A 12,136-nucleotide genomic window follows, 5' to 3' on the forward strand; every position below is an offset into this window, starting at 1 on the left:
CGGTCGCCGGTCGCCGGTCGCCGGTCGCCGGTCGCCGGTCGCCGGTCGCCGGTCGCCGGTCAGCTGAAGATGATCATCGAGCCCTGGCCCAGGCTGCGCGTCGCCGCCGCGTGCAACCCCAGCCACACGTGTCGCTCCCGCGCGAACGGACTGTCGTCGTACGGGATCGGCCCGGCGGGCTCCTCCAGGGACGTCGGCCGCCCCGGCGGAGCGGGCGCCGCCGGCGGGTTCCCCGGGTCTATCCCGATCGCGGGAGCGACCAGGGCCAGCTCCCGCAACAGCCCCTGGGCCGATCCCAGCGGGCCGCCCCCGGCCAGCAGCTCCTCGTTGGCCAGCGGAGCCGCGAAGTCCACCGGCACGTACGCACCCGCGTGGTCGTAGTGCCACACCAGGTGCGACTGCTGCGCCGTCGACTCGAACATCTCCAGGAGTTGCTCGTAGTCCCCGCCCAGCTCGTCCACCGGTGTCACCGGCAGTCCGCAGATCTGGAGCAGGTAAGCCCTCCGCAGGAAGTGCAGGGCGTCGTAGTCGAAACCGGCCACCGGCGCGACATCGCCGGAGAGCCCCGGCATGTACGCGAACACGGGCACGGACGGAAGTCCCGCCGCGCCCAACGCCTTGTCGTACGAGGCGATCTCTTCCGCGAAGGGGTTGTCGGGGCTGTGGCACAGCACGTCGACAAGGGGAACCAGCCACAGGTCACAGGCCACTCGGGCTCCGATCAGTCGTTGCCGCCGATTCCGCCAGCGTAGTGCGCCGGACACGCTCAGCGAAGGGGTCCGCAGAACCTGTGGCCTCCGCCGACCCCCGACCCGCCCCGTGCACGGGGCCCGCCCGCCCGGCGCGGCCGTGGTCCGGCGGGGACGACTACAGTCCGGCCGCCCAGTCCAGGCCGTGTTGGTTGTACGCGTGCACGAGGCGGCGCACCTCCGTCGCGTCCGCCCGCGTGACCGCCTCCACCAGTTCGCGGTGGCCGTCCCACAGGGCGCTGCGCATGTCCGGCGCGCCCTGGAGGTGGGGGACGGAGAAGACCCAGCACTGCACGCGTATCCGGTGCAGGAACTCGGATATGTAGGTGTTGCCGACCAGACCGCTCAACTCCCGCCAGAAGCGCAGGTCGTAGCCGATCAGCACTTCGAGCGAACCGCTCTGCGCGGCCCGTCGCGCCTCTTCGCCCCGACGTCGCACGGAGACGAGCATCTCGCCCGCCCCCGGCCCGGTGCCGCGTTCGACGAGCCGGCGGAATATCCCGTCCACGATCAGCATCCGGGCCTCGATCATGCCCCGGAAGTCGTCGACGGAGTAGGTCCGGACCCGGAACCCCCGGTGTTGCACGGACTCCAGAAGCCCCTGCGCCGAGAGGTCGACGAGCGCCTCGCGCACCGGGGTCGCGGAGACCTCGTACTGCTCGGCGATCTGCTTCACCGTGAACTCGGTCCCCGGGGGCAGGCGTCCCGCCAGCACCTCGTCACGCAGCGCGTCCGCGATCTGCCGGCGAAGTGTGTTGCGGGTGACAGCGCCGCTGCCTGGCATAGGGGTCCGTCTCCTCCGTAGAACTTCGGACACCTTAGGCCAGGCAGCGCGGCCGAAACCGAACGGTTTGTGGCCGGTATACGGATATGACGGCCGATATACGGACGCCGTCCGTCCGTATCCCTATGCGTCGACCGCGTGCCGGTCGGCCACCTCCAGCGCCGCGTCCAGCAGGGCCAGACCCTCTTTGGCCTCGGTTTCCGTGATCGTGCACGGGGGCACGACATGTGTCCGGTTCATGTTGACAAAAGGCCACAGACCGGACGCCTTGCAGGCGGCCGCGAACTCGGCCATCGGCGCGTTGTCCGCACCGGCCGCGTTGTACGGAACCAGCGGCTCCCGCGTCGACTTGTCCCGTACGAGCTCCAGTGCCCAGAACGCGCCCAGCCCCCGGACCTCCCCGACCGAGGGGTGCCGCTCGGCCATCTCGGCGAGCGCCGGTCCGATCACGTGCTCCCCGATCCGGGCGGCGTTCCCGACGACGTCCTCCTCCTCCATCGCGTTGATCGTCGCGACGGCGGCGGCACAGGCCAGGGGGTGGCCGGAGTACGTCAGCCCGCCCGGGTAGGGGCGTGTGGCGAAAGTCTCCGCGATGGCGGCCGAGATGGCCACGCCACCGAGCGGCACGTAGCCGCTGTTCACGCCCTTGGCGAAGGTGATCAGGTCGGGGCGCACGTCCCAGTGGTCGGCGGCGAACCACTTGCCGGTCCTGCCGAAGCCCGACATGACCTCGTCGAGGATGAACACGATGCCGTTGCGGTCGCAGAGTTCGCGGACGCCGGCCAGGTATCCCGGCGGCGGGGTCATGATCCCGGCGGTGCCGGGGACGCTCTCCAGGATGATCGCGGCGATGGTCGCCGGACCCTCGAAGGCGATGGTGTCGGCGAGGTGGGTCAGGGCGCGGGCGCACTCCTCGGCCTCGGTGGTCGCATGGAAGGGCGAGCGGTAGAGGAACGGGCCCCAGAAGTGCACGACGCCGGCCGCCGCGGTGTCCGAGGGCCAGCGGCGCGGGTCGCCGGTGAGGTTGATCGCGGCTGCCGTGGCCCCGTGGTAGGAGCGATAGGTGGACAGCACCTTCTGGCGGCCGGTGTGCAGCCGGGCCATGCGCACGGCGTTCTCCACGGCCTCGGCGCCGCCGTTGGTGAAGAAGATCTTGTCGAGGTCGCCGGGGGTCCGCTCGGCGATGAGGCGTGCGGCCTCGGAGCGGACGTCGACGGCGAAGCCGGGCGCGAGCGTGCAGAGCCGGGCGGCCTGCTCCTGGATCGCGGCGACGACCTTGGGGTGCTGGTGGCCGATGTTGGTGTTCACCAACTGGGAGGAGAAGTCGAGGAAGCGGTTGCCGTCGTAGTCCCAGAAGTGCGACCCCTCGGCCCCGGCAATGGCGAGCGGGTCGATCAGGGCCTGGGCGGACCAGGAGTGGAAGACGTGGGTGCGGTCGGATGCCTTGACAGAGGCGCCGGTGACATGAGGGGTCATGCGGTCACGCTAAAAGTGCGCAGGTGGGGAGGGACATCGGCGGACTGTATGGGGGTGGGGGTCGCCCCTCGGCAGTCTGTCTGCATCGGATGACCGGCATTCACTGCATTGACAGCACACTGTCGTCATGACAGGGTTCTGTCATGACGGGGAGGGGGTGAGGGACTGCCCGCCCTCGCGCCGCGGCACAACGAGCACCTCGTACCGGCACGCACACCCACACACGGAGGCGAGCACCATGAGCGAGACCCCGCGCAAGCCCGTCCACCTCGCGGTCTACGACACGTACGCGGACTGGGAGACCGGTCACACCACCGCGCACCTCACCCAGCGCGGCCACGAGGTCCGCACGGTCGGCGCCGCCGCCGGAACGCCGGTCACCACCATGGGCGGCCTCCGTGTCCTGCCCGATCAGGCCCTCGCCGACCTGCGCCCCGAGGACTCCTCGCTGCTCATCCTCACGGGGGCGGCGCTCTGGGACACCGGGGACGAGCTGGCGCCGTTCGCGGCGAAGGCCCGCGAGTTCCTGGCGGCCGGGGTCCCGGTCGCGGCGATCTGCGGAGCCACCGCGGGCCTCGCCCGGGCCGGCCTGCTGGACGGCCGCCCGCACACCAGCGGGGCCGCCGAATACCTGGGGGCGCAGCCCGGGTACGGGGGCGGCGCGGACTACGTCGAGGCCGACGCGATCACGGACGGCGACCTGATCACGGCGGGCCCGACCGAGCCGGTGGCCTTCGCGCGCGAGGTGTTCGCCCGGCTGGACGTGTACAAGCCCGATGTACTGGACGCCTGGTACCGGCTCTTCCACGACTCGGACGCGAGCGCGTTCCCGGTCCTGATGGCGGCGGCGGAGGCCGGCGATGCCTGAGCGGGAGTCGGGGCCCGGGTCGGCGTCCCGGGGGGAGTCGGTGCCCGGGCGGGAGGACGCGGCAGTGGGCGGGGCGGGGGCGGCGGCCGAGGGGCTTTCCGGACGCGCCCGGCAGGACCTGCTGAGCCGTACGGCGCTCGGGGTGTTCCGGCTGAACGGCCAGTTCCTCGCCGTCTCGGAGGAACTGGCCCGCCCGGCCGGCCTGACCGCGGCCCGCTGGCAGGTCCTGGGCGCCGTGCTCCGGGAGCCACTGCCCGTCGCGGGCATCGCCCGGACCATGGGCATCACCCGCCAGAGCGTCCAGCGGGTCGCGGACCTGCTGGCGGCGGGCGGCCTCGCGGAATACGTCCCCAACCCGGCGCACCGGCGGGCGAAGTTGCTGCGTCCGACGGAGGCCGGTCGGGCCGCCATCGCGCGCATCGCCCCGGGCCACGCCACCCTGGCGGCCCGACTCGCCGCCGAACTGGGCGAGTCGGCGTTCGCGGAGACGGCCCGCGTCCTCGAACGCCTGGCGGCGGCGCTGGACACCCTCGGTGAACCTGCGGGCGGGGAGGCCGGGAACGGGGAGGCCGCGGATGAGGAGGTCCCGGGCGGGGATGCCGCGCCGGGGGGTGCCGCGCCGGGGGGTGCCGCCGGCCCGTCCTGACCGTGCCCGGCGGTGGGGCCGTACCCGGCGGCCCCACAAACGGAATCCCGGGACCGGGAACCGTGAAACACCGCAACCACGGCCCGCCCGGACACCGTCCCTCCCCACGCGGAGCACACCGCGCCACGCTCGGCCCGTCCGGCCACCCCCCGTGGGAGGGACCACCCGGCATGGAACCACTCGACCCCGCCGACCCCCACCGCATCGGCCCCTACCGTCTGCTCTCCCGGCTCGGCGCCGGCGGCACGGGTCAGGTCTACCTCGCCCGTTCCGACCGCGGTCGCACCGTCGCGGTCAAGCTCGTCCATCCCGACCTGGCCCTCCGCGAGGAGTTCCGCGTCAGGTTCCGGCAGCAGGTCGCAGCCGCCCGCCGTGTCGGCGGCGACTGGACGGCTCCGCTCCTCGACGCCGACACGGAGACCCGGGTGCCCTGGTTCGCCACCGGCTACGTCGCCGGTCCCAGCCTGCGCCAGGCCGTGGCCAGGGACTTCGGGCCGCTGCCGCCCCGTACCGTACGGATCCTCGCGACCGGCCTCGCGTACGCCCTCCGGGACATCCACCGCGCCGGACTGATCCACCGCGACCTGAAGCCCTCCAACGTGCTGCTCACGCTCGACGGCCCCCGCGTCATCGACCTCGGCATCGCCCGGGCGCCGGACGGCCTGGATGCCCTGGACGGCCTGGACGGCCTGGACGAGCTTGACCGCTGCGGCCCCGATGCCGCGTACGGCCCCGGTCAAGGTCTCGCCCGGCCGGGGGTCCTCGTCGGCTCCCCCGGTTTCATGGCCCCCGAACAGGTGCGCGGCGAGCCGGTCACGCCGGCGTGTGACGTGTTCCGCATGGGTGCGGTCCTGGCGTTCGCGGCCACCGGCCGACCGCCCTTCGGGGACACGGAAGAGCCCGGCGGCGCGGGCGGGTTACTCCTGCGCGTCGCCGAAGCGGAAGCCGACCTGGCCGGTGTGAACGCCGACCTGCTCGACCTCGTACGGGCCTGCCTGCTCAAGGATCCGGCCGCGCGGCCGACGTCCGCGGAGGTGTCGGCCCGGGTCGGCGCGGCGGACACCGTGGCCGATGGGCGGGCCTTGGAGCCGTGGCTGCCGACGCCCTTGGTGGCGCTGCTCGGCAGGCACGCGGTGGCGCTCCTCGACCGCGAGGACGCCGGCCCGGACCGACCGCCGGTTCCGAGGCCCGCACACCCGCCGACGTACGGGGCGGGGCATGGGGTGGGCCTCGGAACGGGCTCCGGGCAAGCGGGATTCGGGCCGGCTCAGGGGTCGACCTACGTCCCGGCGCCCACGTCCCCGCCGACGCCGAGGTCGACCCACGGGACGGTGCACGGGGCGGTGGACGGGACGGTGGACGGTACGGTGCACGGGACCGTTCACCGGCAGCCTCCGGCGCCGCCGCCCAGGCCGCACCGCGCGCCGGTGGCCCGACCGCGCCGCTCCTCGACGGCCTTCCTCGCGGCGGTGGCGGCGGTCGTCGCCGTCGCGGCGGGGGCCACGGTGCACACGCTGCTGACCACGGACCCCGGCGCGGCTCCACCCGTCGCCCGACCGGTGGCGAACAGCGCCGGCGACGCGCCGCCCGCAGCCGCGTCCCCTGAGACCCGCCCCCCGAAGACCGGCACCGCGGACAGCCGGTCCACCGCGGACACGGGCACCGGCGCGGCCACCGGTACCAGCGCGGACACCGGCACCGGCGCGGCCGGACCCGCGACGGCAACACTGCCCGATTCCTACGCCGGGGCCTGGCGGGCCAAATCCGGGACCGCCACCTGGCACCTCACCCTGACTCCCGGCACGGTCGGCGACCCAGTGATGGACCTCCGGGTCGAGGACCCGGGCTACTCCTGCACGTGGCGGGCCACCCTCCTCCGCGGTGGCGACGCCGTGGAACTGGCCGCCTCGACCGTGACCTCCGGAGCCCCTGCGACCTGCGCCCCCGGCGGGGTCAGCCGGCTCCGGTTGCTGCCCGACGGAAGCCTTCGGCGTGAGCTGACGGGGTCGGCGATGCTCCCTCTCAGGTATGAGAAGGAGTAGGCGGGGGTCGTTTGTGGCGAGATCAATGATCCGGCAGGCAGTGCTTGTCACGCGGGCCGACGCCATCGCGAACTGCCGCCCGGGGAACCGTCGAGCGTTGCGGCACGACGGTGGGAACGCATCCTCGCCTACGGGGAACTCGTCGGCGAGGAGGTGGAGATGCCGCAGGGCCAGGTCGTCCACCGGGCCTCACCCTTGTGGATCGTCCGGCACGGTGAGGTCGTGGACGCCGGGGAGGTCGTGGATGCCGGGGAGTACCGGACCAGCCCGGGACGGGATCCCGCACCACGCCGGCGGACGGGCCACGTGAAACCCCTGGTGGCGGACTGAGCTGCGGGGTCGTGACCGCCCCGCGCCCGACCGGCCTCCCCGACCGGCTCCGTCGCCCGGCTTCCCCGACCGGCGCCCCGACCGCGCGCCGCCTGCCTCGTGCCCGTTTCCTTCCGGCTTCCCGGTCAAGTCGGCTCGGACGCCCCGGCCTACTGCCCGGTCAGGCCGGCTCGGACGCCACGGCCTACGGCCCGGTCGGGCCGAGCAGACCGTTCAACTCCGCGCCGATCGCAGCCCGCAACGCGTCATGGCGGGGCGCCAAGGCGTGGCGGTCGCCGCGCCAGAACTCCTCGTCCTCGTAGAGCCAGACGGGCAGTCGGACGAGGTCCGCCGCCTCCCAGTCGTAGCGGGGCCAGATGTGGGCATGGAGGTACGGGTCGGTGTTGCCGAGGATCTCGATGTTGACGCGGCGGAAGGCCGGATCGAGGCGCGCGCAGGCGCGTTCGACGGCCTCGGCGAGCCGCTCCAGGTCGGTCAGATAGGCGATCCGGCGTGCCGGGGGCAGGTCCGAGAGCCGGGTCACGGCCGGGTCGTCGGTCAGCAGAACCGAGTATCCGGGCAGGAACTGCCGATCCCCGATGACCGCGAAGCCGGAGTCGAGGCGGCGGAGCACCGTGGGGTTCTCGCCCCGGTGCGCGCTGCCGATGCGGTCCTTGCGCCAGTCGTCGTCGATCATCCCAGGACCCTAACGAACCTGTCTGGTGGGCACTTTGTCGTGAGGACATGGCAGCCGGCCGGAGGGCGGGTGGTGTCTGGCCCATGGCTCGGAGGTAGCCCCTGTCATACCTGAGAGCCACTCACCAAGAGGGCTCCACAGCGTGACGCCGACCACGGGGCCCGATTCCTAACTTCGGAACCAGAAGAAACGCACCCCTCTCTGGACCTCCGGACCGAAGGAACCCACGCCATGAGCATCGGCAGCCGTACGACCCGCACCCTGCTGGCCGGCCTGATCGTCGCGGCCGTGGTGTTCCCGCTCTCGGCGGCCGCCGCGCCCGCCGTGCCCGCCCCGAATCCGGTGGCCTTCTCCGACGGCACCGCGGCCGGGGTCCGCTACACCGCCAACCAGGGCAACCTCGCGGAGGCGGCCCGGATGGCACAGGACGCGGGCCGCGGCGGCCGGGCGGCGAAGCTCCGGGCCATGGCGGCGCCTTCGGACGGGGCCCGATTCCTGAGCTTCGACGGGCGGGGGAAGGGGCGCGCCGTCGAGGTGTTCGGCGATGTGGACACCGCGGATCGGGTGGCCGTGCTGGTACCCGGTTCCGACACCACGCTGGACACCTATCAGAGGTTCCGTGCCGGGGCCGTCGCCCTTCAGCAGCGCCTCCAGGCCGAGCATCCTCGCTCCGCCGTGGTCGCCTGGCTCGGGTACGACACCCCCGGCACGGTCAGCACCACGGTCCTGACCACCGGTCGGGCCGACGAGGGCGCCACCGAACTGAGTCACTTCCTGGACGAGTTGCGGGACTTCACCCGGCCCGCCGCCCGGATATCACTCCTGTGCCATTCCTACGGCTCCGTGGTCTGCGCCCGCACCACGACCGGCCCCGAGGTCACCGACACCGTTCTGTACGGCAGCCCGGGGACGGGGGCAGGGTCGGTCTCCGAGCTGCCGACCACCGCGCGCGTCTGGGCCGGGCGCGGCAGCGACGACTGGGTGGGCCACGTGCCGCATGTGCGGCTCGGCTCGATGGGGTTCGGCACCGACCCGGTGGATCCCGCCTTCGGCGCCCTGGCCTTCGGGGCGGGTGACGCCGGGCACAGCGACTACCTGCGGCCCGGTACCGAGTCCCTCGACAGCCTGGCCCGCATCGTCGTCGGCTCCGCCGACACCACCCGTGCCGACACCGCCCCTGCCGTCGTCGCTGCCGGCGCTTCCGATGTCCTCGCACGGCCGAACTCCTCGGAGGCCTCCCATGCGTAAGCGTCCCGACCGCTGGTCCGACCTCGCGGACCGCATACATGCCGCCACCCCGGCCTCCCGGGATCGCTCGGTGGACGCGCTGCGCGCCTTCGCCATCCTCGGCGTGGTGCTGGGCCACTGGCTGGTCACCGCGCTGACCACGGCCAACGGCGGTCTGAGCACGACAAGTCCGCTGGCCCACATGAGCGTGCTGGCCCCGGTCTCCTGGGTGTTCCAGACCCTGGCCGTCTTCTTCCTGGTCGGTGGTCACGTCGCCGCCCAGGGGTACGCGTCGGCCCGGGCGCGCGGAGTCTCGTACGGGGCGTGGATCGGTCAGCGGCTGCGCCGGTTGTTCCGGCCGGTGGCGGCGGTCGTCACCCTGTGGGCGATCACGGCGGGTGGAATGCTGCTCGGTGGAGTGGACTTCGACACCGTCAGGTCGCTGGTGAAGCTGGTCCTGTCGCCGCTCTGGTTCCTGCTGGTGTTCGCCGTGCTCACCGCCGCGACCCCGCTCGTGGCCCGACTCAACCCGTTGTGGCCGGCGGCGGTGGTGGCGGGTGTGGATGTCTGGCGTTTCGGCTTCGCGGGACCCGAGTGGATCGGCTGGGTCAATGTCGCCGCCGGCTGGCTCGTCCCGTACACGCTGGGGGCCGCCTGGTCCCGGGGGGCCTTCGTCCGACGGGCCCCGATCCTCCTCCTGCTGGTGGGCGGCGCGCTCGCCACAGCCGCACTGATCCTCTGGGGCGGGTACCCGGCGTCCATGGTGGGCGTCCCCGGCGCCGAGATCTCGAACCTCAATCCTCCGACCATCGCGGCCGTAGCGTTCGGTGTGGCCCAGTGCGCTTTGGCCCTCCTGGTCCGCGACCGGCTCGCCCGAGCCATGCGGCGGCCTCGGGCGTGGGCGAAGGTGGCGCTGGTGAACCTGTCCGCGATGACCGTCTTCCTCTGGCACCAGACCGCGATGATGGCCGTCACCGCCCTCGGCCTCCTGGTGGCCGCCGATGTGCCGGGTCTGCACACAGTCCCCGACTCCCCCCTCTGGATAGCGGCTCGTCTGCTGTGGCTGCCGGTGTTCGCGGCCGCCCTGTTGGTGTGCTGGGCCGCGTTCCGGACGTACGAACAGGGGGCGCCCGCTCGTGGTGGTCGCGTCGTCCGCGTCGGCTCCGCCTCCGGGGATCGGCTGCCGGCATCCGAGAGGGAGACCGCAGATGCCTAGGGTGGACGACGTGGAAGAGCAGAGAGAACACCCGGATCCGCCCTCGGTGCGAACCCGCGCTTTCTTGAAGGGAATTGCGCGGGATCTCCTGACCCTGCGGCGGGACCCGCTGCCCCGGATGTCACGCCCCCGTTGGCTGGCCCGCCTGCCGCACGTGGTGTTGGTCTACGTCGCGGTGTTCTTCGGCTTCCTCCACGGCAACCAGCTCTTCGACCACTACGGCCTGGCGGGCAGTACCCCGGTGGCGCTGTCGGTCATGAGCAGCGCGGCCATCGCCCTCGCGATGTCCCGACCCCTCGCCGCCTGGTGGCTCGGCCTGATCGCCGCGGGCCTGTCCGCCTGGGAGATCCACGATCATGTGGGGCAGGGCCAGATGTGGCCCTGGATGGCCGGTGGTCTCTTCACCTTCGCCCCGGTGATCCTCATGGTCGCCTTGCGCGTACCGGCTCGTGTGACCATCGCGGCCATCACGGTCCCGATGGTCTGCACCGGACTCGCCGAGGCCCTCTGCCGGCCGGACGGCAGCCAGACCACCACGCTGGCGGCCCTGGTCGTCTTCGGCTTCACCGGTGTTCTCGGCTACGCGCTGCGCGCCTCGCGACTGGCCCGCGGCAAGCTCGTGGAGCAGGAGACCCTGACCGAGGCGGAGCGGGCGCAGCGGACGCTGCTGGAGGAGCGCAGCCGCATCGCCCGCGAGCTGCACGACGTCGTCGCCCACCACATGTCGGTGATCTCCATCCAGGCGCAGGTGGCCCCGCACCTCGTCGAGAACCCGTCCGAGGAGCTCAAGGAGAACCTCGCCGGCATCCGGGAGAACGCCCTGGAGGCCTTGACGGAGCTGCGCCGGGTGTTGGGTGTGCTGCGTTCGGAGAGTCCCGACGATTCGGCGGACTCCCATCACCCCCAACCGACGTTGGCCGAGTTGGGCAGCCTCGTGGACAACGTCCGGGGGGCCGGTCTGGAGGTCACGACCGCGGTCGCGGGCATCCGCCGGGCGCTGACGCCGGGAGTCGAGCTGACCGCGTACCGGATCGTGCAGGAGGCACTGAGCAACTGCCTTCGCCACGCGCCGGGTTCACGGGTCGAGGTCGGCATAGCGTACGGACCGCGCGAACTTCACCTGTGTGTCGCCAACAGCGCGCCGACCGGGCCCGTCCCGCCGTCCCCGGGCGCCGGGCACGGGCTGCTCGGCATGCGGGAGCGGGCGGGCATGCTGGGCGGGGAACTGGCCGCCGGGCCGAGCCCCGACGGCGGGTACGAGGTGAGCGCCGTCCTCCCCATGGATCCGCCCGGAAGCCTCGCTGCCGGGCCGAACGACACGAAGAAGGCCTGATGACCGTCCTGAACGACCCGGTCGGACCGATCAAGGTGATGATCGCCGACGACCAGATGATGGTCCGCCAAGGCTTCACGGTGCTCCTCAACGCCCAGCCCGACATAGAGGTCGTGGGGCAGGCGGTGGACGGGGCGGAGGCGGTGGCGAAGGTGTCCGAGCTGGGGCCGGACGTGGTGCTGATGGACATCCGGATGCCCGGCATGGGCGGCATCGAGGCCACCTCGATCATCACCGGTGATCCGGCCGCCACGGTGAAGGTGCTGGTGCTGACCACCTTCGACCTCGACGAGTACGTGTACGAGGCGCTGCGCGCCGGAGCCTCCGGGTTCCTCCTCAAGGACGCGTCCGCCGATCAGCTCGCGGAGGCCGTGCGGGTCGTGGCGGCGGGCGAGGCCCTGCTGTCGCCGAACATCACGAAACGGCTGATCACGGAGTTCTCGCGGATGGGCGCACCGCGAGGCCCCTCGCGTGCGCGGATCGACGAGCTGACGGAGCGGGAAACGGAGGTGCTGTCGTTGATCGCGCAGGGCCTGTCCAACGCGGAGATCGCGGGGCACCTGGTGCTGGCCGAGCAGACGGTGAAGACGCACGTGAGCCGGATCCTGGTGAAGCTGGGTCTACGGGACCGGACCCAGGCGGCGGTGTTCGCGTACGAGACGGGCCTGATCCGTCCGACGGGCTACTGACACGTCGGCGTAGTACTTGAGGGGGACCTTGGGATATCCCCTTCAGCGGCGACGCGGGGGAGGGGTGTACGGACCTACGGTTCTGTATGTGACCGATACG

At 72.5% G+C, this 12,136-nt stretch carries 12 protein-coding genes; 8 read left to right on the forward strand and 4 right to left on the reverse strand.

All coding sequences use genetic code 11. The features are described 5' to 3' along the window. Positions 1-59 precede the first annotated feature (59 nt). The 3 genes from ACQEVM_RS00340 to ACQEVM_RS00350 form a co-directional block, all read right to left on the reverse strand. A complete protein-coding gene (locus ACQEVM_RS00340) occupies positions 60-710 on the reverse strand; it encodes a hypothetical protein (RefSeq protein ID WP_053676943.1) in 651 nt (216 codons plus the stop codon). 157 nt (positions 711-867) lie between these two features. Next, the gene (locus ACQEVM_RS00345; protein WP_053676944.1) at positions 868-1,533 is read right to left on the reverse strand and encodes a GntR family transcriptional regulator; all 666 of its coding nucleotides are present in this window, start codon (positions 1,531-1,533) and stop codon (positions 868-870) included. A 123-nt stretch (positions 1,534-1,656) separates the two neighbouring features. Beyond that, complete coding sequence (locus ACQEVM_RS00350; RefSeq protein ID WP_433073191.1) at positions 1,657-3,009, reverse strand: aspartate aminotransferase family protein; 1,353 nt, start codon at positions 3,007-3,009, stop codon at positions 1,657-1,659. 238 nt (positions 3,010-3,247) lie between these two features. On the opposite strand from ACQEVM_RS00350, the gene ACQEVM_RS00355 reads away from it, so the two are divergent. From ACQEVM_RS00355 to ACQEVM_RS00370, 4 genes are all read left to right on the forward strand, one after another. Continuing rightward, positions 3,248-3,877, forward strand: coding sequence for a DJ-1/PfpI family protein (locus ACQEVM_RS00355; protein ID WP_433073194.1), 630 nt, complete (start codon positions 3,248-3,250; stop codon positions 3,875-3,877). Beyond that, the gene (locus tag ACQEVM_RS00360) at positions 3,870-4,523 is read left to right on the forward strand and encodes a MarR family winged helix-turn-helix transcriptional regulator (RefSeq protein WP_433073197.1); all 654 of its coding nucleotides are present in this window, start codon (positions 3,870-3,872) and stop codon (positions 4,521-4,523) included. Before ACQEVM_RS00355 ends, ACQEVM_RS00360 begins: the two co-directional genes overlap by 8 nt. A 170-nt stretch (positions 4,524-4,693) precedes the next feature. Next, the gene (locus ACQEVM_RS00365; RefSeq protein WP_433073200.1) at positions 4,694-6,565 is read left to right on the forward strand and encodes a protein kinase domain-containing protein; all 1,872 of its coding nucleotides are present in this window, start codon (positions 4,694-4,696) and stop codon (positions 6,563-6,565) included. Positions 6,566-6,724: 159 nt separating this feature from the next. Further along, entirely contained in the window at positions 6,725-6,895 is a 171-nt protein-coding gene (locus tag ACQEVM_RS00370) for a hypothetical protein (RefSeq protein WP_433073203.1), read from the forward strand. Positions 6,896-7,079: 184 nt separating this feature from the next. Here the strand turns inward: ACQEVM_RS00370 and ACQEVM_RS00375 are convergent, their stop codons facing one another. Further along, a complete protein-coding gene (locus ACQEVM_RS00375) occupies positions 7,080-7,571 on the reverse strand; it encodes an HIT family protein (protein WP_433073206.1) in 492 nt (163 codons plus the stop codon). Between the two features lie 231 nt (positions 7,572-7,802). Here ACQEVM_RS00375 and ACQEVM_RS00380 point away from each other — a divergent pair, with 231 nt between their 5' ends. The 4 genes from ACQEVM_RS00380 (at position 7,803) to ACQEVM_RS00395 (ending at position 12,036) form a co-directional block, all read left to right on the forward strand. Further along, positions 7,803-8,819: an alpha/beta hydrolase gene (locus ACQEVM_RS00380; protein ID WP_433073209.1), complete on the forward strand. Its 1,017-nt coding sequence runs from the start codon at positions 7,803-7,805 to the stop codon at positions 8,817-8,819. After that, positions 8,812-10,014, forward strand: a complete 1,203-nt coding sequence (locus ACQEVM_RS00385) for an acyltransferase family protein (RefSeq protein WP_433073212.1) — start codon at positions 8,812-8,814, stop codon at positions 10,012-10,014. The genes ACQEVM_RS00380 and ACQEVM_RS00385 overlap by 8 nt, the downstream gene beginning before the upstream one ends. 118 nt (positions 10,015-10,132) lie before the next feature. After that, positions 10,133-11,347: a sensor histidine kinase gene (locus ACQEVM_RS00390; RefSeq protein WP_433073215.1), complete on the forward strand. Its 1,215-nt coding sequence runs from the start codon at positions 10,133-10,135 to the stop codon at positions 11,345-11,347. Then, positions 11,347-12,036: a response regulator gene (locus tag ACQEVM_RS00395; protein ID WP_433073218.1), complete on the forward strand. Its 690-nt coding sequence runs from the start codon at positions 11,347-11,349 to the stop codon at positions 12,034-12,036. The genes ACQEVM_RS00390 and ACQEVM_RS00395 overlap by 1 nt, the downstream gene beginning before the upstream one ends. Positions 12,037-12,136: the final 100 nt, after the last annotated feature.

It is taken from the genome of Streptomyces sp. CA-243310, assembly GCF_050936775.1.
Classification (GTDB): Bacteria; Actinomycetota; Actinomycetes; order Streptomycetales; family Streptomycetaceae; genus Streptomyces.

Bases quoted from the DNA above. Each gene is read 5' to 3' on its own strand.
- ACQEVM_RS00345 (WP_053676944.1), bottom strand. From the start codon at position 1,533: ATGCCAGGCAGCGGCGCTGTCACCCGCAACACACTTCGCCGGCAGATC.
- ACQEVM_RS00350 (WP_433073191.1), bottom strand. From the start codon at position 3,009: ATGACCCCTCATGTCACCGGCGCCTCTGTCAAGGCATCCGACCGCACC.
- ACQEVM_RS00355 (WP_433073194.1), top strand. From the start codon at position 3,248: ATGAGCGAGACCCCGCGCAAGCCCGTCCACCTCGCGGTCTACGACACG.
- ACQEVM_RS00360 (WP_433073197.1), top strand. From the start codon at position 3,870: ATGCCTGAGCGGGAGTCGGGGCCCGGGTCGGCGTCCCGGGGGGAGTCG.
- ACQEVM_RS00365 (WP_433073200.1), top strand. From the start codon at position 4,694: ATGGAACCACTCGACCCCGCCGACCCCCACCGCATCGGCCCCTACCGT.
- ACQEVM_RS00370 (WP_433073203.1), top strand. From the start codon at position 6,725: ATGCCGCAGGGCCAGGTCGTCCACCGGGCCTCACCCTTGTGGATCGTC.
- ACQEVM_RS00375 (WP_433073206.1), bottom strand. From the start codon at position 7,571: ATGATCGACGACGACTGGCGCAAGGACCGCATCGGCAGCGCGCACCGG.
- ACQEVM_RS00380 (WP_433073209.1), top strand. From the start codon at position 7,803: ATGAGCATCGGCAGCCGTACGACCCGCACCCTGCTGGCCGGCCTGATC.
- ACQEVM_RS00385 (WP_433073212.1), top strand. From the start codon at position 8,812: ATGCGTAAGCGTCCCGACCGCTGGTCCGACCTCGCGGACCGCATACAT.
- ACQEVM_RS00390 (WP_433073215.1), top strand. From the start codon at position 10,133: ATGTCACGCCCCCGTTGGCTGGCCCGCCTGCCGCACGTGGTGTTGGTC.
- ACQEVM_RS00395 (WP_433073218.1), top strand. From the start codon at position 11,347: ATGACCGTCCTGAACGACCCGGTCGGACCGATCAAGGTGATGATCGCC.